17 protein-coding genes are annotated in these 23,894 nt (G+C 71.2%); 11 read left to right on the top strand and 6 right to left on the bottom strand.

All coding sequences use genetic code 11. The annotated features are described in order from the left end of the window. Window positions 1–1,867: HAMP domain-containing protein (locus ACTIGN_RS26745; RefSeq protein ID WP_439629623.1), on the bottom strand; the 1,867-nt coding region annotated here is incomplete at its 3' end. Between the two features lie 733 nt (window positions 1,868–2,600). Between ACTIGN_RS26745 and kaiC the strand changes: the two genes are divergently transcribed. The 4 genes from kaiC to ACTIGN_RS26725 are packed head-to-tail and all read left to right on the top strand — an operon-like array spanning window position 2,601 to window position 7,378. Continuing rightward, window positions 2,601–4,052, top strand: a complete 1,452-nt coding sequence (kaiC, locus tag ACTIGN_RS26740; protein ID WP_439629621.1) for a circadian clock protein KaiC — start codon at window positions 2,601–2,603, stop codon at window positions 4,050–4,052. Next, window positions 4,049–4,378, top strand: a complete 330-nt coding sequence (locus tag ACTIGN_RS26735; protein ID WP_439629619.1) for a circadian clock KaiB family protein — start codon at window positions 4,049–4,051, stop codon at window positions 4,376–4,378. Before kaiC ends, ACTIGN_RS26735 begins: the two co-directional genes overlap by 4 nt. Window positions 4,379–4,386: 8 nt before the next feature. Beyond that, entirely contained in the window at window positions 4,387–4,728 is a 342-nt protein-coding gene (locus ACTIGN_RS26730; protein ID WP_439629617.1) for a circadian clock KaiB family protein, read from the top strand. A 22-nt stretch (window positions 4,729–4,750) separates the two neighbouring features. After that, window positions 4,751–7,378 carry an ATP-binding protein gene (locus ACTIGN_RS26725; RefSeq protein ID WP_439629615.1) on the top strand — a complete coding sequence of 876 codons (2,628 nt, stop codon included), beginning with the start codon at window positions 4,751–4,753 and terminating at the stop codon, window positions 7,376–7,378. A gap of 66 nt (window positions 7,379–7,444) precedes the next feature. On the opposite strand, the gene ACTIGN_RS26720 is transcribed toward ACTIGN_RS26725, so the two are convergent. After that, window positions 7,445–7,792, bottom strand: a complete 348-nt coding sequence (locus tag ACTIGN_RS26720; RefSeq protein ID WP_439629613.1) for a hypothetical protein — start codon at window positions 7,790–7,792, stop codon at window positions 7,445–7,447. Between the two features lie 251 nt (window positions 7,793–8,043). Between ACTIGN_RS26720 and ACTIGN_RS26715 the strand changes: the two genes are divergently transcribed. The 6 genes from ACTIGN_RS26715 (at window position 8,044) to ACTIGN_RS26690 (ending at window position 15,901) form a co-directional block, all read left to right on the top strand. Then, entirely contained in the window at window positions 8,044–8,268 is a 225-nt protein-coding gene (locus ACTIGN_RS26715; protein ID WP_439629611.1) for a hypothetical protein, read from the top strand. 3 nt (window positions 8,269–8,271) lie between these two features. Next, the gene (locus ACTIGN_RS26710) at window positions 8,272–8,667 is read left to right on the top strand and encodes a PIN domain-containing protein (RefSeq protein ID WP_439629609.1); all 396 of its coding nucleotides are present in this window, start codon (window positions 8,272–8,274) and stop codon (window positions 8,665–8,667) included. A gap of 119 nt (window positions 8,668–8,786) precedes the next feature. Further along, a complete protein-coding gene (locus tag ACTIGN_RS26705) occupies window positions 8,787–10,784 on the top strand; it encodes a sensor histidine kinase (protein WP_439629607.1) in 1,998 nt (665 codons plus the stop codon). Continuing rightward, window positions 10,784–11,407 carry a response regulator gene (locus tag ACTIGN_RS26700; RefSeq protein ID WP_439629605.1) on the top strand — a complete coding sequence of 208 codons (624 nt, stop codon included), beginning with the start codon at window positions 10,784–10,786 and terminating at the stop codon, window positions 11,405–11,407. The genes ACTIGN_RS26705 and ACTIGN_RS26700 overlap by 1 nt, the downstream gene beginning before the upstream one ends. Before the next feature lie 301 nt (window positions 11,408–11,708). Beyond that, window positions 11,709–14,591 carry a DUF1553 domain-containing protein gene (locus ACTIGN_RS26695; RefSeq protein WP_439629603.1) on the top strand — a complete coding sequence of 961 codons (2,883 nt, stop codon included), beginning with the start codon at window positions 11,709–11,711 and terminating at the stop codon, window positions 14,589–14,591. A gap of 56 nt (window positions 14,592–14,647) precedes the next feature. Then, complete coding sequence (locus ACTIGN_RS26690; protein WP_439629601.1) at window positions 14,648–15,901, top strand: DUF1501 domain-containing protein; 1,254 nt, start codon at window positions 14,648–14,650, stop codon at window positions 15,899–15,901. Window positions 15,902–16,166: 265 nt separating this feature from the next. Here the strand turns inward: ACTIGN_RS26690 and ACTIGN_RS26685 are convergent, their stop codons facing one another. The 3 genes from ACTIGN_RS26685 to ACTIGN_RS26675 form a co-directional block, all read right to left on the bottom strand. Then, window positions 16,167–16,916: a hypothetical protein gene (locus ACTIGN_RS26685; protein ID WP_439629599.1), complete on the bottom strand. Its 750-nt coding sequence runs from the start codon at window positions 16,914–16,916 to the stop codon at window positions 16,167–16,169. A gap of 78 nt (window positions 16,917–16,994) precedes the next feature. Further along, entirely contained in the window at window positions 16,995–19,250 is a 2,256-nt protein-coding gene (locus ACTIGN_RS26680; RefSeq protein ID WP_439629597.1) for a S9 family peptidase, read from the bottom strand. A gap of 284 nt (window positions 19,251–19,534) precedes the next feature. Further along, a complete protein-coding gene (locus ACTIGN_RS26675) occupies window positions 19,535–21,412 on the bottom strand; it encodes a M6 family metalloprotease domain-containing protein (protein ID WP_439629595.1) in 1,878 nt (625 codons plus the stop codon). Window positions 21,413–21,603: 191 nt separating this feature from the next. Between ACTIGN_RS26675 and ACTIGN_RS26670 the strand changes: the two genes are divergently transcribed. After that, window positions 21,604–22,386 carry an ATP-grasp domain-containing protein gene (locus ACTIGN_RS26670; protein ID WP_439629593.1) on the top strand — a complete coding sequence of 261 codons (783 nt, stop codon included), beginning with the start codon at window positions 21,604–21,606 and terminating at the stop codon, window positions 22,384–22,386. A gap of 326 nt (window positions 22,387–22,712) precedes the next feature. Here the strand turns inward: ACTIGN_RS26670 and ACTIGN_RS26665 are convergent, their stop codons facing one another. Beyond that, entirely contained in the window at window positions 22,713–23,882 is a 1,170-nt protein-coding gene (locus ACTIGN_RS26665; protein WP_439629591.1) for a type IV pilus twitching motility protein PilT, read from the bottom strand. Window positions 23,883–23,894 lie beyond the last annotated feature (12 nt).

The following is a 23,894-nucleotide window of genomic DNA, read 5'->3' as shown; positions in this document are numbered from 1 at the left end:
TGGAGAGCTGGTCGACCATCGTGTTGACGGTGTTCTTCAGCTCCAGGATCTCGCCCTTGACGTCGACGGTGATCTTGCGCGACAGGTCGCCGGCCGCGACGGCCTTGGTCACGTCGGCGATGTTGCGCACCTGACTCGTCAGGTTGCCGGCCATGAAGTTCACGGAGTCGGTGAGGTTCTTCCACACCCCGGCCACGCCCTTCACGTCGGCCTGGCCGCCGAGCTGCCCCTCGGTGCCGACCTCACGCGCGACCCGGGTCACCTCGGAGGCGAAGCTGGAGAGCTGGTCGACCATCGTGTTGACGGTGTTCTTCAGCTCCAGGATCTCGCCGCGGACGTCGACGGTGATCTTGCGCGACAGGTCGCCGTTGGCCACCGCGGTCGTCACGTCGGCGATGTTGCGGACCTGGGCCGTGAGGTTGCCGGCCATGAAGTTGACGGAGTCGGTGAGGTTCTTCCACACCCCGGCCACGCCGAGTACGCCGGCCTGGCCGCCGAGCTTGCCCTCGGTGCCCACCTCGCGGGCCACGCGGGTCACCTCGTCGGCGAACGACGAGAGTTGGTCGACCATCGTGTTGACGGTGTTCTTCAGCTCGAGGATCTCGCCCTTCACGTCGACGGTGATCTTGCGCGACAGGTCGCCGGCGGCGACGGCCTTGGTCACCTCGGCGATGTTGCGGACCTGGCTCGTCAGGTTCCCGCCCATGAAGTTGACGGAGTCGGTGAGTTCCTTCCACACGCCGGCGACGCCGCGGACGTCGGCCTGGCCGCCGAGCTTGCCCTCGGTGCCCACCTCGCGCGCGACGCGCGTCACTTCCGACGCGAAGCTGGAGAGCTGATCGACCATCGTGTTGACGGTGTTCTTCAGCTCCAGGATCTCGCCCTTCACGTCGACGGTGATCTTGCGGCTCAGGTCGCCGTTGGCGACGGCGGTGGTGACCGCGGCGATGTTGCGGACCTGGGCCGTGAGGTTGCCGGCCATGCCGTTCACGGAGTCGGTGAGGTCCTTCCACGTGCCCGAGACGCCGCGGACCTCGGCCTGGCCGCCGAGCTTGCCCTCGGTGCCCACCTCGCGCGCCACCCGCGTCACCTCCGACGCGAACGACCGGAGTTGGTCGACCATCGTGTTGATGGTGTCCTTGAGTTCGAGGAACTCGCCCTTCACGTCGACGGCGATCTTGCGGGACAGGTCGCCGTTGGCGACGGCGGTGGTGACCTCGGCGACGTTACGCACTTGAGCCGTGAGGTTGCCGGCCATGCCGTTCACGGAGTCGGTCAGGTCCTTCCACGTCCCGGCAACGCCCTTCACGCGGGCCTGGCCGCCGAGCTTGCCCTCGGTGCCGACCTCGCGGGCCACCCGCGTCACCTCCGACGCGAACGAGCCGAGCTGGTCGACCATCGTGTTGATGGTCTTGGCGGTGCGGAGGAACTCGCCCTGGAGCGGGCGGTCGTCGACGTCGAGGGCGACCGTCTTCGAGAGGTCGCCCTGGGCCACGGCGCCGATCACCCGGGCGGTCTCGATCGTCGGGTGAACGAGGTCGTCGATCAGGTCGTTCACGGACCCGACCGACTCCCGCCAGAACCCGGTGACGTCGCCGAGCGCGAGCCGCTGGCTGAGCTTCCCCTCCTTGCCGACGACCCGGCTGAGGCGGGCGAGTTCCCCGGCGAACCGCTCGTTCTGCTCGACCACGGAGTTGAACGCATCGGCGACGCGGCCGGCGACGCCGGTCCAGTCGAGCGGGAGCCGCACGCCGGCGCGGCCCTGCCGCAGCGCGGTCAGCGCGGCCAGCAGTTGGGCCACCTCGTTCCCGTTGGCGGTGCCGCTCCCGTTGCTGTTGCTGGGGGGCTGTTCGAGGAGCACGGACATGGGCTCTCCTGGGTCGGTGGGACGAACCGAGGACGGGCCGCGTGGTGCGCGGCGGCTCGGAAAACCGGGGCGCGGGACGTGGGGTCGAGAGGCGGGCGCGGCGCGACGGGCGGTTCACCGGTTCCGTCGGGGCACCTCACCAGACACCACGAACGAGTGCGATCCCGGCTGCGGCCCCAGGGCGGAGGACCAGATGGGCGAGGCGACGCGGACACCGGCGAGTGGATTGGGCGATTCCCTGGTGAGCGGCGTCACTCTGCTGACGAATTCTTATACCGCAAGCCGCCCCGTTTGTCGACCTTCCGGTTCCGGTCGGGCCGGCAATTCGCCGAATCCCGATCCGCTCGGCGCTCGGAATCCGCGGTCCGGGGGGAGCCCGGGGGGCGGGGGAACGGGGCGCAAGCGGGGCGCCCGCCGGCCGCCCGGGAACGGCCGGCCGCACGCACGGGGAACCGACCTGCCAATTCGCACCTCCGGGGCCACCGACCGCGCCCGTCCCCGAGCGGGCGGCCGGCGCACAAGGGCTCACAACGCCGTGAATTCAGGCGACCCGCGGGCGGGGGCGGCCGGGCGCCGGGCGGCCGTTTTCGACTGGCACAGACTTTGCTAGGGAGGGTGCCCAGAGGTCCGAAGGAGCGAGCGCCAGCCGCCCCGCGAACCGACCGCTCCGCGGCCGGGTGTGCCGTTCCACGGCCCTCCGGACCCGCGGGTTGAACGGGAGTTGAGGAGTTCCATGAACGCAGTCGAGACCAAGCGCGACCGCGGGCTCGCCGGCCTGCCCAAGTGCCCGACGGGCATCCCGGGCCTCGACGAGGTCACCGGCGGCGGGCTGCCCAGGGGCCGGCCGACCCTGGTGTGCGGCGGCCCGGGGTGCGGCAAGACGGTGCTGGCCGTCGAGTTCCTCGTCCGCGGCGCGACCCGGTACGACGAGCCGGGCGTCCTCATGGCGTTCGAGGAGACGGCCGAGGAGCTGGCGGCCAACGTGCGGTCGCTGGGGTTCGACCTCGGCGACCTCGTGGCCCGCAAGAAGCTCGCGGTCGACTACGTGTACGTCGAGAAGAGCGAGATCGACGAGACCGGCGAGTACGACCTGGACGGGCTGTTCGTCCGCCTCGGGCACGCGATCGACACCCTCGGGGCCAAGCGGGTGGTGCTCGACACGCTCGAGGTGCTGTTCAGCGGGCTGGAGAACGCGGCCGTCCTGAGGGCCGAGCTCCGCCGCCTGTTCCGGTGGCTCAAGGCCAAGGGGGTCACCGTGGTCGTCACCGGCGAGCGGGGCGACGGGACCCTCACCCGGCACGGGCTCGAGGAGTACGTGTCCGACTGCGTGATCTCGCTCGACCACCGGATCGACCAGCAGGTCTCGACCCGGCGGCTCCGGGTGGTGAAGTACCGCGGGTCGGCCCACGACACGAACGAGTTCCCGTTCCTGATCCACGACACCGGCCTTTCGGTGGTGCCGATCACGTCGGCGGGGATGGACCACCCGGCGTCGACCGAGCGGGTCCCGACCGGGGTCCCGGCCCTGGACGGGATGCTGGGCGGCAAGGGGTACATGCGGGGCACGAGCGTGCTCATCTCGGGGACCGCCGGGACCGGGAAGACGAGCCTGGCCGGGTACTTCGCGGCCGCGGCGTGCGACCGGGGCGAGCGGTGCCTGTACTTCTCGTTCGAGGAGGCCCAGGGGCAGCTCGTGCGGAACCTCCGGTCCATCGGGCTCGACCTGCAGCGGGGGATCGACGCCGGGCTGCTCCGGGTCCACTCGACCCGGCCCACCCGGTACGGGCTCGAGATGCACCTGGCGACCATGTACAAGCTGGTGACCGACTTCGACCCGCGGGTCGTCGTGATCGACCCGATCAGCAACTTCATCACGGCCGGGACCACGTCCGAGGCCGGGGCGATGCTCGTGCGGCTGGTGGACTTCCTGAAGGCCCGCGGGGTCACGGGCCTGTTCTCGAACCTGACCCACGCCGGGAGCCCGATCGAGACGGACGTCGGCATCTCGTCGATCATCGACACGTGGCTGCTGCTCCGGGAGACCGAGGCCGGCGGGGCCCGGGGCGGGGTGCTGAGCGTGCTCAAGTCGCGGGGGATGGCCCACTCCCGCGAGGTCCGACCGTTCCGGCTCACGGACCACGGGGTCGAGCTGGGCGGTGCCACTACGAAGGAGGGCGGCTCGTGACCGATTCCATCACCGGCACCCCGGGCGCCGCGGGAGCCGCCCGGGACGGGTTCTGGGAGTTGCGGCTGTACGTCGCCGGGCAGACGGCCCGGTCGGTCGCCGCGTTCGCCAACCTCAAGAAGATCTGCGAGGCGCACCTGGCCGGGAAGTACCGGATCGAGGTGGTCGACCTGCTCGTGAACCCGCAACTGGCGGCCGACGACCAGATCGTGGCCATCCCGACCCTGGTGCGGACCCTGCCGGAGCCGCTGCGGAAGATCATCGGCGACCTCTCGGACACCGAGCGGGTCCTCGTCGGGCTCCAGCTCCGCCCGCGCACCAAGTGAGGCCCGCGATGGACCCGAGTGAGGACGAGGACTCCGCCGCGGCGTTCGAGCGGCTCGCCGCCGCGCACGACCGGGCCGAGTACCTGCTGCGGCTGTACGTCGCCGGGGTCACCCCCCGGTCGCAGGAGACGCTCGCCCGGATCCAGGCGGTGTGCGAGGAGCACCTCCGCGGGCGGTACCGGCTCGAGGTGGTCGACGTCCGCCAGCAGCCGGACCTGGCCCGGGCCGGGCAGGTGGTCGTGCTGCCGACGCTGATCAAGGTTCTGCCGCCGCCCCTGCGGCGGCTCGTCGGGACCCTGCGGGACACCGAGGAGGTCCTCCGCGGCCTCGACATTCGGAAGCGGACCTGAGGGCCGACCCGGAGGGGAGACTATGCCGGACGACGAGACCACCGACCGCCTCCGCCACCAGGTCGAGGAGCTGCGCGCCCGCCTGGAGGAGGCTGAGGCGACGCTCGACGCGATCCGCAACGGCGAGGTGGACGCCCTCGTCGTGGCCGGGGCCGGCGGGCACCGGGTGTACACGCTGGAGGGGGCGGACCAGTTCTACCGGGTGCTGATCGAGGCGATGCAGCCCGGCCAGGGGGCCGCGAGCCTGAGCACCGACGGCACCGTGCTGTACTGCAACCGGTCGTTCGCGGCGCTGCTGAACCTGCCCCAGGAGCGGGTGAGCGGCAGCGCGTTCCGGCAGTACGTGCTCCCGGCGTACCTGGGCCGGTGGGACGCGGTCCTCCGGGACGCGGCGACCGGCCAGGGCCAGGGCGAGGTGCGGCTGGTGCGGCGGGGCGGCACCCCGGTCCCGGTCCACCTCGCGCTCAACCCGCTCCCGCTGACCGGGGCCGCGGCCCTGGGCCTGGTGGTCACCGACCTGACCGACCGGAAGCGGCAGGAGGAGGCGGTCCGGCTGCTGGCGACCGAGGGGGCGGCCCGGGCCGCGGCCGAGCGGGACGCCGAGGAGGCCCGGCAGGCCGGGGCCGCGGCCCGGGCCAGCGAGGCCCGGTTCCGCCAGCTCGCCAACGCCCTGCCCCAGATCGTCTGGATCGCCCGGCCCGACGGGTACGTCGACTACTTCAACGAGCGGTGGTACGAGTACACCGGGTTCGCCCGGGACGAGTTCGGGGACGCCGCGTGGCTCCGGGTCCTCCACCCGGACGACGCCCGGCGGACCCTCGACACGTACTACGGGTGCGTCCGCACCGGCCGCGTGTACGAGATCGAGTACCGGTTCCGGGACCGGCGGACCGGCGACTACCGGTGGTTCCTGGGCCGCGCGTACCCGGTCCGGGACGAGGCCGGGGGGGTGCTCCGGTGGCTCGGCACCTCCACCGACATCGACGACATGAAGAAGGCCGGCGAGCGCCAGGGGCTCCTGTGGGAGGCCGCGTCGGCCCTGCTCCTGGCGGACGACCCGGACACGATGCTCAAGGGGCTGTTCGCCAGGCTGGCCCCGCACCTGGGGCTCGACGCGTACTTCAACTTCATGCTCAACGACGCCGGCGACGCGCTCCAGTTGCACTCGTGCGTCGGCGTCCCGGAGGGGGTCGCCCGGGACATCTCCCGGCTCGAGTTCGGCCAGGCCGTGTGTGGCGCCGTGGCCCGCGACCGGAAGCCCATCTGCGCGACCAACGTCCAGCAATCCGACGACCCGCGGGTGCAACTGGTCAAGTCGTTCGGGATCCGGTGCTACGCGTGCAACCCGCTGATGGCCGGCGAGCGGCTCCTCGGCACCCTGTCGTTCGCGAGCAGGTCCCGGGACCGGTTCGAGGACGACGAGCTGGACTTCCTCCGCACCGTGGCCCACTACACGACCGTGGCGTACGAGCGGCTCCGGCTCGTGCGCCAGCTCCGCGAGACGGACCGGAAGAAGGACGAGTTCCTGGCCACCCTCGCGCACGAGCTGCGGAACCCGCTCGCGCCGATCCGCAACGCCGCCCAGGTGCTCAAGCTCCGCGGGCCGGCCGACCCGGACCTGGCCGCCGCCCGGAACATCATCGAGCGCCAGGCGAACCACCTGAAGCGGCTCGTGGACGACCTGCTCGACGTGTCCCGGATCACCCACGGGAAGATCACCCTCCAGCGGGAGCGGCTGGCGCTCGGCACCGTGCTGGCGAACGCGGTCGACGCGAGCCGGCCCCAGATCGAGGCCGCCGGGCACCAGCTCACCGTGTCGCTCCCGGACGAGCCGCTCGTGCTCGACGGCGACCCCACGCGGCTCGTTCAGGTGTTCGGGAACATCCTCACCAACGCGGTGAAGTACACGGACCGCCGCGGGCAGATCTGGGTCTCGGCCCGCCGCGACGGGGCCGGGGCCGAGGTCTCGGTCCGCGACACCGGGATCGGCATCCCGGCCGACCACCTGCCGAAGGTGTTCGAGATGTTCTCGCAGGTGGACTCGGCCCTGGAGCGGACGCACGGCGGGCTCGGCATCGGCCTGTCCCTGGTGAAGGGGCTGGTGCAGATGCACGGCGGCACGGTCACGGCCCGCAGCGACGGGGTCGGCGCCGGCAGCGAGTTCACCGTGCGGCTGCCGCTGCTGGTGGAGGCACCGGGCGCCGGGCACCCGGTGCGGGCCGAGCCGGCCGCCGGCCCGCCGGCCGGCCCGAAGCGCCGCATCCTGGTGGCCGACGACAACCTGGACTCGGTCGAGAGCCTCGCGACGCTGCTGTCGATCGTCGGGCACGAGGTGAACGCGGCGCACGACGGGCAGGCCGCGGTCGAACTCGCCGAGAGCTTCCGGCCGGACCTGATCCTGCTCGACATCGGGATGCCGCGGCTCAACGGGTACGAGGCCGCGCGGCGGATCCGCGAGCGGGAGTGGGGGCGGGGCGTGGTGCTGGTGGCCCTGACGGGCTGGGGCCAGGAGGAGGACAAGCGCCGGGCCGAGGCGGCCGGGTTCGACCACCACTTCACCAAGCCGGTCGCCCCCGAGGCGCTGTGGAAGCTGCTCGCCGCCGAGCGCCCCACCGACGGCCACGACGGCAACGGGAAGCCGCCGGCCTGACGGCGGTTCGCGCTGTTGGCGCGAACAGGGGACACGGGTCGAGCGCTTTCGCTGGACCGCGAACCGTCATTCACCCAGGTAATCGGCGACCATTCGCATGGCGGAAAACGCGACGTACTCCGGCGACGGGTTCGGGGCGGCCGCCTCTGGTCCGGCGAGCCATTCATCAAGCTCGTCATCGACGGCATCGAGAACGTGTGTCAGGTTGGCTCGTACTTCCTCTGGTGCCCCCTCCGCGAGCGCTGTGCGGACCCCATCATCGGCAACGCCCCAAAACGCCGCGTAGTGCATGAGCGAACGAAGACCACTCGGCACATTCGCTGGGTTGAGGCTCAACTTCGCGCCTTGCGACGCGAAGGGGCCGTATAGTTTGGTCAGTCGATCGGGGCTCAAGATTTTCTTGCTCTTGCTCATCGGACTGATCTCCACCCAACTAGATTTTGAGGCCAGCCTTCAGCCTTGCGAACTCTGCCCAGTATTGCTGGCGGACGGAAGTCGGGACCTGGGCTGCGTTGAACAGTTGTTTCGAGAGGTCGCGGGCTTGTTGCTCTGTGACCTTCTTCCAACTGAACTTCCCACCCATAAGCCGGCCTCCTGACGGCGGTTCGCGCCGCCCGCCGGTTCGGCTATCATGTTGGCAGCACGACCCATCGGAGGACTGAGCCGTGAGCACCGAGACGCAAACCCCGCCGCCGAGTTCACCCGGGGCCGCCCCAATATCACCCGTTCCAGGCGCGGAGGCCAAACTCCGTGAGGCCGCACGGGCGCAGGGGACGCTGGGGCGGGCAACCTTCGACACGCTCTTCGGAGCCGGGGCGCACCTGTGGAACTCCGCCGAGGAGTTCGAGGAGTTCCAGCGGTTCACCCGGGAGCCGCGGGGCAAGGAGTGACCCGTGGCGCACCGCCTCCTCGACACGAACATCGTGTGCTACCTCCTGAACGGTCACACGTTGGCGTCGGCCTACCGGCCCCACCTCACGGGGTACGACCTCGCGATCTCGTTCCAGACCGCCGCTGAGTTGCTCGAAGGGGCCACGCTCGCCGGCTGGGGCCCGGCCCGGTGGGCGGCGCTGCAATCCGCACTTGCAACCCTCACCCTGCTCGACGGCACCGGCGATGTGTCCGTGCGGTGGGCGGAAGTGCGGGCGGCCCGCCGATCGCAGCCGATCGGGGTCGCGGACTGCTGGATCGCCGCAACCGCCCTCACCTACGGTATCGACCTCGTCACCCACAATCCGGCCGACTTCCAGAACATTCCCGGTCTTGTCGTCGTGACCGAAGCCCCCTGAAGCGGAGATCGCAGGCAACCGTGACGCCCGCAATGATCCCCTTCTCCGCCGCTGCCGCAGCTCGATGGCACGGACGACATCCCGTCCTGAACCCGCCTCTCCAGTTACCGCGTGCCCCCATGTCGCGTGCCGCCGTCGCCCTCCTGGTCGCACTCGCGGGGGCGGCTCGCGCCGACGAGCCGCCGATCACCACCGCCCGCGAGTTGCGGGGGCTGAGCCCGGAGCGGGCCGCCGAGAAGTTGCCGGTCGCGCTCGAAGCCACGGTCATCGCGCTCGACCCGCGGGCGACCGTCTTCGTGCAGGACGGCACCGGCGGCGCGTACCTGAACAACCCGCCGCCCGGAAACTACGAGCGCGGCATGCGGGTCCGCGTCACCGGCCGCACGTACCCGGGGCTGTACGTTCCCGGGGTGCGGCCGGACCGCGTCGAGGTGATCGGCACCGCCCCGCTGCCGGCCCCCACCCGAGTCACCGCCGCCGACCTCGCCTCCGGCCGCTGGCACTACCAGTACGTCGAACTCTCCGGCGTCGTGCAGGCCGTCGCGCCGGCCTCGGACGGAACCGTGGCGCGGGTCGCCACGGGCGGCGACGAGATCGAGGTGCGGATCGGCGAGCGGCCCACGGGGGCGCCCCTGGTTGGCGCGGCGGTCACCGTCCGCGGCCTGGCGGCCGGCGCGATCAACGACCGCCGGCAACTCGTGCGGCCGTACCTGAAGGCCCAGACGTTCGCCGACCTGCGGATCGATTCCCCCGCAGATGCCGACCCGTTCGAGGTGCCGCTCGTGCCCGTGTCGCACCTGATGCGGTACTCGCCCGACGCGACGCAGCGGCCGCGGGTGCGGGTCCGCGGCGTGGTCACGTTCCACCGCCCCGGCGAGGCGCTCGTTATGCGCGAGGGCGAGGACGCGGTGTACGCCCGCTCCGAGAACGGCGAACCGCTCGAACCCGGTGACGCCGTCGAGGTCGTGGGCTTCCCGCGGATGGGGGCGTACCGGGCCGAACTCGCGCACGCGGTGTACCGCAAGGTCGGCACCGAGCCCGCGCCGGACGCGGTGCCGGCGACGCCCGAGGAGCTCCTCACCGGCGGCCGCGAGGCCGACCTCGTGTCGCTCGACGCCGAACTCGTCGAGGGCTACCCGACCCCCGACGGCGACGTGCTTTCGCTGCGGGCCGGCAAGAAGCGGTTCCTGGCCCGGTGCCCCGCGGGAACGGCGGCCGGCCTCCAGCCGGGGAGCGTGCTGAACGTCACCGGCATCTGCCGCGTCGCCGAGTTCAAGGAGGGCGGCTACCGGCTCACCCCACTGTCGTTCGAGGTGTGGCCCCGGTCGGCGGCCGACCTGCGGGTGGTGTCGCGGCCGTCGAACTGGACGCGGGGCCGGTTGCTGGGCATCCTCGGCGTGGTCGCGGGGGTCGCGGCGGGTGCGGTCGCGTGGGCGTGGGCGCTGCGGCGACAGGTGCGGCGGCAGACGGCGGTGATCGCCGAGCAGTCGCGCCGCGAGGCGGTGCTGGACGAGCGGCAGCGGATCGCCCGCGAGGTCCACGACACGCTCGAACAGGAACTCGTCGGCCTGTCGCTGCGGCTCGAAGCGGCGGCCGCCACCGTTCCGGCCGAGGGGAAACTCGCTTCTGCACTCGACACCGCGAAGCGGCTCGTCGGCCGCATCCACGGCGAAATCCGCGGCCTCGTCCACGACCTCCGCGACGAGTCGCCCGGCACGCTCCCCGACGCGATCGCGGCGTTCGTCGCGAACCTGCACGGCACGTCGGCGACCACGATTTCGGTCGCCGTCACCGGGAACGAGTGGCCGGTGCCCGCGGTTCTGGCGCATAATCTGATGCGGGTCGCACAGGAGGCCGTGACGAACGCGCTGAAGCACGCCGCGGCGGCGACCGTTCGCGTCGAGGTGCGGTACGCCGCCGACTCGCTGGTGGTGAGCGTGACCGACGACGGCTCGGGCTTCGACGCGGCCCGGCCGCCGCCCGGCGGGCACTTTGGGCTGGTCGGCACGCGCGAGCGGGTCCGCAAGCTCGGCGGCGACCTCCGGGTCGCCAGTTCGCCGGGCCGCGGCACGACGATCGAAGTGCGCGTGCCGCGGCCGGCGCAGGGGGACGTCTGATGGCGATCACGGTGCTCATCGCCGACGACCACTTCATCGTCCGCAGCGGCCTCGTGGCCTCGCTCGGTCTGGAGGCCGACATTACCGTCGTCGCCGAAGCCGACGCGGCCGCGCCGGTGGTCGAGTTGTACCGCACGCACTCGCCGTCGGTCGTGCTCATGGACGTGCGGCTCGGGCCGGGGGCCGACGGCATCACCGCGACGGCCGATCTGTGCGCCGCGTTCCCGGACGCTCGCGTCCTGATGTTCAGCACGCACGGCCGCGACGAGGACGTGTTCCGGGCGGTGAAGGCCGGTGCCCGCGGGTACCTCCTGAAGACGGCCCCGCGGGACGAACTCCTGCGGGCGATCCGCACCGTCGCAGCCGGCGAGCGCTACCTCCCCCCCGCACTCGCGGACCGCCTCGCCGAGCGACTCTCGCAACCGGAACTCAGCCCGCGGGAGAAGGAAATCCTGCACCTCGTCCGCCGCGGGCGGAGCAACAAGGAGATCGGCACCGCCCTCTTCATTGCCGAAGACACCGTGAAGCGGCACGTCAGCAACACGCTGGCGAAGCTCGGGGTGGCCGACCGGGCCGAGGCAGTCGCCGTGGCGCTCCGCCGCGGCCTGCTGCCGGAGGAGTGATACCCGGTCCATTCAATCCACGAGGCAGTGGATCGACCCCGTGGGCGGTTGGCGGGCCGCCACGGAGGGCGGCCCCTACGCACCAAACACGAACGGTCCGGTAGGGGCCGCCCTCCGTGGCGGCCCGCGTGAGGCGAACGGCTCCGAACCCGCAACTTTGAACCCGAAACTCGGAACTCGAAACTCCGACGCCCCCCCCCACGAAAGTGTTAGTCGAGTATCCCCCGACCGGGGAAGTGCGGTGCGGCGGGCCGCGGGGTAGACTGCACCCACCTCGCCACCTTTCCCCGGCGGTCCCGTCATGACCCAGTTCGTCCTGAACTACTGCCTCGCGGCCCTCGCACTCGCCGGCGGCAAGCCGCTCCCGGCGACCGACCCCGTCGCGCTCCCGAAGGGGCGCGTGCTGGTCGAGATCTGCGACGCGGGTGTCCCCGGCACCGACCGGTGGCCGCTGCTGCCCGTCCCGGTCGCCGAGACCCTACACGCCCCGGCGTTCGGGTTCTCGAAGCTCCCGCACCGGTACATCGACACGGGCGTCCGCGAGGACCGGCCGAACCCGTTCCTGCTGCGGGCGTCGGCCGTCGTCGCGTGGCCCGCAGGGTCGCACCGCGTGCTGCTCCGCGCCCGCAGCGCGAGCCGACTCACCATCGACGGGAAGGTCGTCCTCACCACGCCGTTCGCGCCGAATATGGCCGACGGGCACAACCCGATCCCGACGAAGTACCTCGACCTCGCGCCGGACTTTCGCTTCGCCCCGCCGGGCAACCGCGAGGCCTGGGCGACGCTGAAGCTGGCGGCCGGCCCGCACGTCGTCGTGCTGGAAACGATCGTCGGCGGGAAGGTCGGCAAGGCCTCGAACCGCCGGCCCGAACTCGGCGAAACGGTCGTCGCCATCTCGCCCGAGGGGAAGCCGTCGTTCGAGCTGGTCGGCTTCGACGAGCAGGTGCCGTACACCGACGCCGGGTGGGCCGGGTACGCGGTCGCCGAGGAAGCCGCGGTCGCCCGCACCGAGGCGGAGCGCCGGGCCGCCGCGTTCAACTGCGAAGCCGCGTTCTGGGCCAGGCGCCGCGAACTCGCCGCGACGTGGCTCGCCGCGACGCCCGAAGTGAAGGTGCCAGAGCTGGCCGCGGGGTTCCCGGCGCACAACGCGATCGACCACTTCGTCGCCGAGAAGCTCGCGGGCCGCAAGACCGGCAGCGCCGCGGGCACGGTGGACTTCGCCACGCACGTGCGGCCGATCCTCGAAGCGAAGTGCCTGTCGTGCCACCAGGGCGCGAAGGCCAAGGGCGGCCTGCGGCTCGACGCGCCGTCGGACGCCGTCGTCGCCGGCAAGCCGGACGCCAGCCCCCTGCTCCAGCGCGTGATCTCGAAGGACGAGACCGAGGTGATGCCGCCGAAGGGCGACCGCCTCACCGACGAGCAGGTCCGCACGCTGCGGGCGTGGATCGGCGAGGGCGGGTCGTGGGAGTCCCGCGGCGGGAAGGTCACCCCGCTGACCGACGACCTCGCGTTCCTCCGCCGCGTGACGCTCGACACGGTCGGGCTGATCCCCACCGCAACCGAGGTCGAGGCGTTCCTCGCGGACGCCTCGCCGAACAAGCGCGCGAGGCTCATCGACCGCCTGCTCGCCGACCCGCGCCGCGCCGGGCACTGGGTCGGGTACTGGCAGGACGTGCTCGCCGAGAACCCGAACATCCTGAACCCGACGCTCAACAACACCGGCCCGTTCCGGTGGTGGCTGCACGAGGCGTTCCTCGACGCCAAGCCGTTCGACGTGATGGTCACCGAGTTGGTGCGGATGCGCGGCAGCCTGCACGACGGCGGCCCGGCCGGGTTCGGCATGGCGAGCGAGAACGACGTGCCGATGGCCGAGAAGGGCGTGATCCTCGCGGCCGCGCTCCTGGGCACGAACATGAAGTGCGCCCGGTGCCACGACGCCCCGGCGAACCGGGCGACGCAGAAGGAGCTGTTCGGCCTCGCCGCGATGCTCGGGGCCAAGGAGATCAAGGTTCCGAAGACCAGCAGCGTCCCTCAGGACAAGCTCCACACCGGCAAGCAGAAGCTCATCTCGGTGACGCTCAAGCCGGGCACGGTCGTTGCGCCGGCGTGGCCGTTCGCCGACTTCGCGAAGGAGGTTCCCGCCGCGGCGCTCCCCGCGGCCCCGACGCCGAAGGACCGCCTCGCCGCGTTCCTCACGCTGCCGGGGAACGAGCGGTTCGCACAGGTCGCCGTCAACCGCGTGTGGAAGCGGCTCATGGGCCGCGGCATCGTGGAACCCGCCGACGACTGGGAGCGGGGCCAGCCGACGCACCCGGAGCTGCTCAAGTACCTCGCCCGCGAGTTCGTTCGCAGCGGGTACGACCTGCGGCACGTCGAGCGGCTGGTCCTCAACTCGCACGCCTACCAGCGGGCGGCCGACCCGGGCCTGAAGGAGCCGGACGCGCTGTACGCGGCCCCGGCCCGCCGCCGGCTCACCGCCGAGCAGGTCGTGGACTCGCTGTTCGCCGCGGCGGGCAAGTCGCTGAACGTCGGCGAGGTGAGCCTCGACCTCGACGGCGGCCGCGACATCAAGAACTCGATCTCGCTCGGCGTGCCGAAGCGGGCCTGGGAGTTCGCTTCGACCTCGAACGAGCGCGACCGCCCGAGCCTCGCGCTCCCGCGGGTGCAGGCCGTCGTCGACGTGCTCGAAGCGTTCGGCTGGCGGGCGTCGCGGCAGGACGCGGCCACCGACCGCGAGGCCGCCCCGAACGTACTCCAGCCCGCCGTCCTCGCCAACGGCACCGCGAGCGTGTGGCTCACGCGGCTCTCGGACGACCACGGTGTCACCGCGCTGTCACTCGAAGACCGCAGCGTCGAGCAGTTGGTGGACGCGCTCTACCTCCGGGTGCTGACGCGGAAGCCGACCGCCGAGGAGCGCGAGGCGATGGCCGCGCACCTCCGCGACGGGTTCGAGGCGCGGCGGGTGGCGATCCCGGTCGCCCCCGCCACCGTGCGGAAGCCACCGAAGTACGTGACGTGGTCGAACCACTTGATCCCCGAGGCGACGACCATCAAGAACGAGCTGGAGACCGCCGCCCGAGCCGGCGACCCGCCGACGCCGAAGCTCCAGGAGGGCTGGCGGCGCAAGATGGAGGACGCGCTCTGGGCGCTGCTTAACGCCCCGGAGTTCGTGTTCACGCCGTGAAGCAGGCAGCAAAGTAGGGACACCGCCGCACCGCACACCGTTCCCGGAACCCTCTCATGACCCCGACCCGCCGCCAGTTCCTCGCCGCCGCCGCCGCGCTGGCCGCGCCCCGGCTCAGCGCCGCCGACACGCGCGGCACGGCCGACTCGTGCATCTTCCTGTGGCTCGGCGGCGGCATGGCCCACACCGACACATTCGACCCGAAGCAACTCGGCGACGCCAAGGCCCGCAAGGCCGGCTCGGCCTACGAGTCGATCCCCACGGCGGTCGACGGCGTGCGGGTGTGCAAGCACCTCGCGCGGACGGCGAAGTTGATGGACCGCGTCACGGCGGTCCGCACCGTGAACCACGACGTCATCAACGAGCACGCGGCCGCGACGCTGCGGGTCCACACCGGCCGGCCGACCACGGGCACGATCCAGTACCCGTCGATCGGCTCGGTCGTCGCGCACGAGAAGGGCGCGGCGGCCGACGGCGTTCCCGCCTACGTGCTCATCGGCTACCCGAACGTGACCCGCGGGCCGGGGTTCCTCGGGCCGAGAGCCGGGTACGTGTACCTCACCGACACGAACGCCGGCCCGGCCGGGTTCACCCGCCCCGCCGACGTGCCCACCGACCGCCAGGCCGACCGCGAGCGGCTCCTCGCCGGGCTGCGGAAGTCGGCAGCGGCGGCCGCGCCGGTCGCGGGGTACGACCAGGCCGTCGGCGAGGCGCTGAAGCTCGCCGGCCCGCAGTTCATGAGCGTGTTCGACCTGAAGTCTGAGCCCGCGAAGCTCCGCGAGAGCTACGGCGGCGAGTTCGGCCAGCGGTGCCTCCTCGCCCGCCGGCTCACCGAGTCGGGCGTGCGGTTCGTCGAGGTGTCGCACAACCTGAACTTCCTCAACGGCACCGGGTGGGACACGCACAACGAGGGCCAGCAGAAGCAGCACCTGCTCATCGAGGAACTCGACGCGGCGCTCGCGGGGCTGATCGCCGACCTGGAGTCGCGAAAGCGGCTCGACAAGACGCTGATCGTGATCGGCACCGAGTTCGGCCGGCCCCCGGAGTTCGACGGCGGCGGCGGCCGCGCCCACCAGGCGACGGCGTTCTCGCTCGTGCTGGCCGGCGGCGGGCTGAAGCACCGCGGCGCGTTCGGCGTGACGGACGAGTTGGCGAAGAAGGTCGTCGAGAGCCCGGTGTCGGTGCCGGACTTCCACGCGACCGTTTACGCGGCGCTGGGGATCGACCCGTCGAAGACCCTCACCGGCGGCCCGCGGCCCGTCCCCATCACCGACGACGGGAAGCCGATCCGTTCGCTGTTCGGGGCGTGAGACGGGGCGGGCGTGAGCCCACGGGCGGAGTCGCCTTTGGTGGGGCAGGCATTCGTGCCTGCCATGTGAGGCGGCGGGGTGCTGTGTTGAAATCCTGTCGGGATCCGCTTGAAGTGGTTGGCGGGCCGCCACGGAGTGCGGCCCCTACCAGAGATTGGCCTTTGGTTTGTAGGGGCCGCCCTCCATGGCGGCCCGCGTGAGGCGACGGATTTCAACACAGCAGCGGCGGGGCAGACACGAGTGTCCGCCCCACCAGGAACACGGCTTACCGCTTCGCGGGCTCGGCGTTCCACACCTTGATGTCGTCGAAGTACCCGTCCTTGCCGGCGACACCGAGTTCGATCTTCGACTTCGTGGCGTGGCCGATGCCGGACGACTTCAGGTACGCCACGGCCGTGCCGTCGATCGACACCCGCATCTCCTCGCCGGCCGTCTCCACGACCACCGCGTACCACTTCCCCTGCTCGAGCTTCACCGGGAACGTTGCGCTGCGGCCGGCGAGCAACTTGGCGACCTCGGCCTTCTTCGCGGGGTCCTTCTTCATCTCGTAGATGTCGTTCCGCATGTTGCCGTCGCGCTCGTCGATGATCGTGACGCCGTTTGGCCGCACCTGGGCGCGGCAGATGTGCCCGTAGTGCGCCCCGGTGTACTTGCGGTCGTCGAACTCGACGTCGATCATCGTCGCGCCGTCGAACTTGATCTTCACCTCGACGATGCTGTCCTTCGTAGGGATCTCCAGCCCGTGAACGGCGGCGTGGGCGGTGACGGCGGGCTTGCCGTCGGCCGCCGGGGCGGTCTTGTCGCGGGTCTGCGTGCCCTTGAGCGTGCCCTTCTCGACCGCGAACGTCGGCACCACCTTGTGCCACTCCTTGACCGGCGTGGCGGCCTCGAAGTCGTCGGAGAACAGCAGTTCCTTCTTCACGGCGACCGGCGACGCGGGAACGGCCGGCGCGTCGGCGGCCGGGGCGTACGCGGCGAGGAGCGCGACGGGGATCAGTAGCGACAGCGGTTTCATGGGCAACTCGAGCGTGGGAAGAGTGGGGCCGGGCGCGGCAGCGTCATGGTACGGCGCGCCGCGGCCCCGCGACACGCGTCACCGCGGCCCGGACGGGAGGTTCTCGGCGAAGTACCGGGTGAACAGCGCGTGCAGGTGCCGCGTCGTGTTCTTCCCCTCGTTCACCGAGTGGCTGCGGTTCGGGTACCCCATCAGCGTGAACGGCTTGTTCAGCTCGATCAGCTTATTCACGAGCAACTCGGAGCCCTGGTAGTGGCAGTTGTCGTCGCCGGTGCCGTGGACGAGCAACAGGTTCCCCTTGAGCCCCGCGGCGTGCGTGATCGGCGAGCCCCGCTCGTAGTCGGCCGCGTTCGCCTGCGGCAGCCCCATGTACCGCTCCTGGTAGATCGTGTCGTACAGCTTCTGGTCCGGAACCGGGGCGATCGCGACGCCGGTGCGGTACAGGTCCGGGTGGCGGAACATCAGGTTCAGCGTCAGCGACCCGCCGCCGCTCCAGCCCCACACGCCGACGCGGGCCGGGTCCAGGTACGGCCGCTGCTTGAGCAGGTGCCGCACCGCCGCCGACTGGTCCTCGGACGCGATGGTGCCGACCCGGCGGTACGCGGCCTTGCGCCACTCGCGGCCCCGGGGCACGGGCGTGCCGCGGTTGTCCAGGCACGCCACCGCGTACCCGTGCTGCGTGAGCATCAGGTGCCACAGGTACCGGTCGCCGCCCCAGCGGTCGACAACCGACTGGTCGGCCGGCTCGCCGTAGACGTGGAAGATCACCGGGTACTTCTTCGCGGGGTCGAAGTTCACCGGCCTCATCAGCCAGCCGTCGAGTTCCACGCCGCCGCCGATGTCGGCCCGGATGAACTGGGCCGGGGTCCGGGCGAGTTTCGCGATCGCCTCGCGGAGCTTGTCGTTGGTGACCAGGGTGCGCACGACCTTGTGGTCGGGCAGCGAGACGAGTTCGACGCGCGGCGGCGTGCCGAACGAGGAGTACGTGTGGACCGCGAGCGCGCCGTCGGGCGCGACGTCGTAGTCGTGCCAGCCGGGCTGGTTCGCGGGCGTGAGGCGCTCGGGCGTGCCGCTGCCGTCGAGCGCCGCTCGGTACAGGTAGTGCTGCGTCGCGTTCTCGGGCGACGCGATGAAGTACACCTGCCCGGCCTTCTCGTCGGCGTGCAGCACCTTGATGACGTCGAACGCGCCGCGGGTGACGCGCCTCACGGTCGCCCCGTCGCGGCTTGCGAAGTACAGGTGCCGCCAGCCGTCGCGCTCGCTCACCCACGTCAGTGCCGCGCCGTTCTCGACCCACTCACAGGCGTCGTCGTTCACGTCCACCCACGCCCCGTCGCGCTCGGTCAGAACGGTCTTCAACTTCCCCGTGTGAACGTCGGCGAGCATCACGTCCACGGCGTTCTGGAGGCGGTTGACGCGCTGGAGGAGCAGTTCTCGCGCGCTGCCGGCCCACTCCACCCGTGGGATGTAGAAGTCGGTGCGGGTGTCGCCGGGGACGTCGACCCACTTCGTCTCGCCGCCGGCCGCGGGGACCACCCCCACGCGGCACGCCGAGTTCCGCTCGCCCGTCTTCGGGTACGCGAACGTCTTCAGCACCGGGTACGAGCCCTGCGTGCTGTCCACGAGGGTGAACGTCTTCACGCCGCGGGTGTCGAGCTGCCAGTACGCGACCGCCTTGCCGTCCGGGCTCCAGCGCCACCCGTCGCGGCACCCGAACTCCTCCTCGTACACCCAGTCGAAGGTGCCGTTGATGACCTGCTCGGACCCGTCGGTGGTGAGCCGCACCGCGGGGCCGCCGCCGACGGGCTCGGCGTACAGGTTGTTGTCGCGGACGTACCCGACGCGGGTGCCGTCGGGCGACAGTTTCGCGAACTGGAGCGTCGCCGGCTTCGCGTCGCCGCCGAGCTTCGCGAGCGTCCCCGTGGACCGCTGGAACGTCCAGTAGTCGCCGCGGGTGTTCTGCCGCCACACGCGGGCCGAGTTGGTGTAGACCAGCGCGACGTCGAGGTCCTTCGAGAGCGCGTACCCGTGGACCGCGAGCGGCTCCTTCTCGCCGGCCGGGACGAGGCTCTCGGCGGCGACCAGCACCTCGGCCTTCCCGGACGCGGCGTCCACGCGGACGATGTCGGCCCACCCCTTCGGCTGCTTCCGCGGCTGGAGGGTGGTGTACGCGCCGCCGTCGAGCCACTTCACCGCGGGGACGCGCTCGGCCTTGAAGTCGTCCGACGCGAAGATGCGGTCGATGGTGAGCCGGGCCGGGTCGGCCGCGGCCGGCTGTTCGGCGCCGAGCGGGCCGGCGACCAGGACCAACATCAGGAGCGAGCGGCAGCGCATTGCGGTTCCTCGTGGTGTACCCCGCTCAGCTTGTTCCGGGCGCTCTGAGGTGGCAATCGCGATTGGGCGGGGTGCGGCGATTTTGCGGGCCGCGGGGGGCGTACAACCGGACCGCGGGGCGGGTTGCACCGGGGGCCAGAACCCGAGAAGAACAGGTTCAGAAGTGGAACGCCGGCCCTTGTCACCTCCGCCCCGTCTCCCTGCGTCGGCCCCGGTCCGGGGGCCGCGAGAGGTGAACCTGTTGCAGCGCGGCCCCGTTCACGGGGCCGCGCCACCCGGGGCGGTCACTGGTACTCGTAGCCGATGTGGAAGGTGATCCAGCCGTTGGGCAGGCGTCGGATGTTCGTGAGGTGGACCGGGAGCCCGCCGCCGAGCTGGCTCTTGCTGCTGGGCACCGTGTACGGGGTAAACGACGTGTTCGCGGCGCTCGGGTACGGCACCGATCCCACGAACACCCGCGGGCCGGTCGCCCCGTCCACGCCGTGCGACTCCTCGAGAATCGGCCGGTTGTTCACCACGCGCCAGATCAGCAGCCCCTCGGCCGGGAGCGCCTCGTCGAACCCCCGCTTCCGCCGGTTCTCGAGCAGGAAGTACTCGGACCCGTCGGCCCGCACCATCACCTTGTAGCACTGGGTCGGGTCGTCCTCGATGGGGGCCAGGATCAGCTTCTGCTTCACCCGCGGGTCGAGCACCGTCGGCTTCACCCACCCGAGTTGCTCCTTGCTCCACGCGCAAAAGTGCTGCGGCCTGCCGCCCCCGTTCTGGTTCGACATCGCGCACCACACGCCGGCCCCCTCCGACCCCGGCAGTTCGGGCCGCGCGTACAGGTCCGGCAGCCCGAGCATGTGCCCGAACTCGTGGCAGAACACACTGATGTCGTTCATCCGGGGGCCGCCCTCCTGGACGATGAAGTACGGCCACCGCTTGCCGCCGAACGAGACGCTGGCCCGGTGCGGCCAGTACAGCCCGCCGCGGGTGGTCTGCACCCGGCCCCCGGCGTAGATGAAGAACACCCCGTCCATGTCCTTCAGCGCGTCCTTGTTCTTCTCGGTCAGCTTCGTCATGGCCTCGGTCAGCAGGGCCGTCTTCTCCCGGGTGTCGGTGCCGCTGCCGGTGGTGTAGTCCATACGCTTCTTCGACACCTCGACCCAGCCGACGAACGCGCCCTCGATCTTGAACGTGCCGGAACTCAGCTCGCGGTAGTAGTCGTTCATGCTGCCGTGGACCGGCTCCCCCGTGGCCGACTTGCCCTGGTACCGGCCGAGGCTGAACATCGATTCTTCCCAGTCCGCGTCCTTGATCTTCGGGTTGTGCTTCACGTCCGGGTACTCGACCCCGATGATCGCGAGGCGGTAGGTGGGCTTCCGCCAGGCGTTCGGGATGCGGTCGTCCCAACCGCCGGCCCGGCCGCCCTTCGGGGCCTCCTCGGCGGCCAGCACGGCGCTCGCCTCGACCCGCTTCCCGTCCCGCTCCAGGAGCAGTTCCAGGCGGTCGCCCGGCCGCTTCTCGGCGACCGCGGCCCGGAACCCGTCGGCCCCGTCCGCGTCCTTCCCGTCGACCTTCAGGAGCACGTCGCCGGCCCTCACCTTGGCCAGGTCCGCGGGGCCGCCGGGGGTGACGGCGTCGACCTTCACCCCGGAGCCGGCGGCCGGCTTCGGACCGAGTGTGATGCCGAGAACGGCCCGGCCCGCGGTCGCGCTCATCGGCTTCGACGTGGGCCGGAGCGTCGCGGTCACCGTGACCGGCTTCCCCTGCCGCTCGACTGTCACGCTCAGTTGGTCGCCCGCGAGGCGGCTCCGGAGGGCGTCCCGCACCGAAGCCGCGGTGGCGTGGCCGGCCGCATCGAGCTTCAGGAGCACGTCGCCGACCGACAACCCGGCCGCGTCGGCGGGGGACTCGGGTTCCACGGCCTCGACCACCGGCTTCCCGTTCCGGTCCTCGACCAGAACGCCGAGGTACCCGGCCCCGCCCTGGGAGGTGGACACGGCCGACTTGAACAACTTGGGGTCGGCGGCGACCGCTTCGGCGGCGGTCCGGTACCCCCGGAGGTCACCGATCAGCCGCGGGGGCGGGGCGACGGCGGGCGCGCCGACCACGTCCGCGGCCGCGAGACCGAGGGCCGTGAGGAAGAACGCCGCCGCGATCCAGCGGGTGTACGTCATGGCAGCACGGGGTTGGGTGAGAAGTGTGAGAATCAGCTACGGGAGTTGTAGCCCGCCGCGCGTGAAAGTTTGATGAGTGGGACGACGCGCCCGGTTCCGATCAGCGTGCGGTCCGGACCGCCCCCCGTGCGAACCCACCGTCCCGTTCCCGCCTCCCTGCGGTGACCGGGCACACCAGCGAGGGTCCGACCGTGATTGATCGGGTGCTGATCCAGAAGAAGAACGGCGAGTTCCCGACCGTCAACGGGTGGGTCGCGTGGTGCGGGTTCGACCGCAAGGCGTACCCGATCTCGTTCTTCGAGTGGCCGGACCTCCGCGACGGCCGCGTCGAGGTCGCGCCGACGACCCTGGTCGTCGGCGGCGTCGCGACGGTGCTGCACGCGCTCCGCCGCCTCGGGGCCGCGCCCGAGACGATCGACTTCCCGGCGCTCTTGCACCCGTACCTCGGCCGGCGCGTGTGGCCGACGACCCTCGGGGACGTCCGCAGTCGCTTCACGGGCGACACCGCGGAGCCGGTGTTCGTGAAACCGCGTGAGGTCCAAAAGGCGTTCGACGGTGCGGTGTGGTCCGCGTTCCGCGACCTGATCCCGACGGCCCACCACCCGGACGAGTTGGCGGTGTGGGCGTCCGACGTGGTGTCGTTCGTTTCCGAGTGGCGGTACTTCGTGCGGCGGAACGAGGTCATCGGCGTCGGGCACTACAACGGCGACCCGTTTACCGCTCCGGACTGCGAAACCGTGCGGGCGGCCGTCGGCGCGTACCGGCCCGGTGCCCCGGCCGCGTACGGGATCGACTTCGGCGTCACGACCGACGGGCGCACGGTGCTGGTCGAGGTGAACGACGCCTACTCGCTCGGGCACATGGGCCTGCGCCCCGTGCCCTATGCGAACATGCTCGAGGACCGGTGGCTCGAACTCGTCGGCCGGAGTGTAACCGACGGGGTCGGCGCCGCGATGCGAACCCCACCGCCGTAACCGAGAGGACCTCAACGGCGATTCACGTATCGCTCCAGGGGCGGCGTGCCTTTCCCGCGTTCGTGTCGGGTGTACCCGTCGGTCGATCACACGAGTTGAGGTCCGGATTCTGGTTTGACGTGAACGACTGCTGCGGCGAGTTGGGCTCGTTTGCGAGGCCCTCGGCGTCGTTCGCGAAGAGTTCGCCTCGTTCGCGAGGAGTTGGGCGTCTTTGCGAGGCCCTCGGCGTCGTTCGCGAAGACCCCTCCCCCAACTCCCCGCAACCGATCTCGCGCCCCACCTCAACGGGCGCGACCGCGAACGGCGCGACCGCGGGAGGCGGATCCTCACACGAGGCCCGACGCGGCGACCTTGATGCCCTTGAGGGCCATCTTGAGCTGCTCGGGGTTGGGCGAGAACTCCAGTGCGGTCGCGCGGTCGATGTCGCCGCGCTCGCACAGGATGCGGATGTTCTCGTTGAAGTCCATCATGCCCTCGTTGTAGAACGCCCGGATCGCGTCCAGGAGCTTCTCGTCCTTGTGCTTCAGGATCAGGTCGCGGATCGTCGGGTTCACGATCATGATCTCGTTCGACGGCACCCGCGACACGCCCGGCCGGCAGCTCGGGAGCAGCTTCTGGGCCACCACGGCCCGCAGGTTGAACACCATGCTCTGCCGCACGGCCCCGTGCTGGCTCGGCGGGAACAGCCCGAGGATGCGGTCGATGGTGCTGAAGGCGTTCGAGGCGTGGATCGTCCCGAGCACGACGTGCCCGGTCTCGGCCGCGTGGACGGCCGACTCGAACGTCTCGGAGTCCCGCATCTCGCCGACCAGGATCACGTCCGGGTCCTCGCGGACCGCGTGCTTCAGCCCGGTCTTCCAGTCGCACACGTCGAGGAAGATCTCCCGCTGGTTCACGATCGACATCTTGTCGGTGAACATGAACTCGATCGGGTCCTCCAGGGTGAGGATGTGCAGCGCCTCGGTCGAGTTCATGTAGTCGATCATCGACGCGATCGTGGTCGACTTGCCCGACCCGGTCACCCCGGCGAGGAGCACCATCCCCTGCTCGTAGTGGCACAGCTTCTCGATGGTCGCCGGCAGCCCGAGCTTCTCGAACGACGGGATGGTCTGGTTCACGAGCCGGGCGACCATCGCGAACTTGCCGCGCTGCTTGAACAGGTTGACGCGGTACCGGGCCTCGTCGTTGCCGATGACGTGCGCGTAGTCGGCCCCGCCGGTCTCCTCCAGCACCTTCTTGTCCTTCTCCTTCATGATCGGCAGGACGAGCTTCTCGAGCGTCTCCTGCGTCAGCACCGGGGTGTTCATCTTCTGGATGACGCCGCGGAGCCGCATCATGCCGGGGAGCCCGGCCTTGAGGTGCAGGTCGGACCCCTTGTGGAGCATGACCGTGCGGAAGAGCTGGTTGATCTGCGGCTCGCCGGGCACGGGCGCGGCGACCTTCAGCCCCGGCTCGGACGAGTTCAGGGCGTTCGGTGTGGGCGGCGGGGACGACATGCTGGGGGCTCC

Origin of the sequence: Gemmata sp. (assembly GCF_051859125.1) — a bacterium.
Lineage (GTDB): Bacteria > Planctomycetota > Planctomycetia > Gemmatales > Gemmataceae > Gemmata.
The sequence above is the reverse complement of the archived record's forward strand: the minus strand, read 5'-3'. Positions and strand labels throughout refer to the sequence as shown.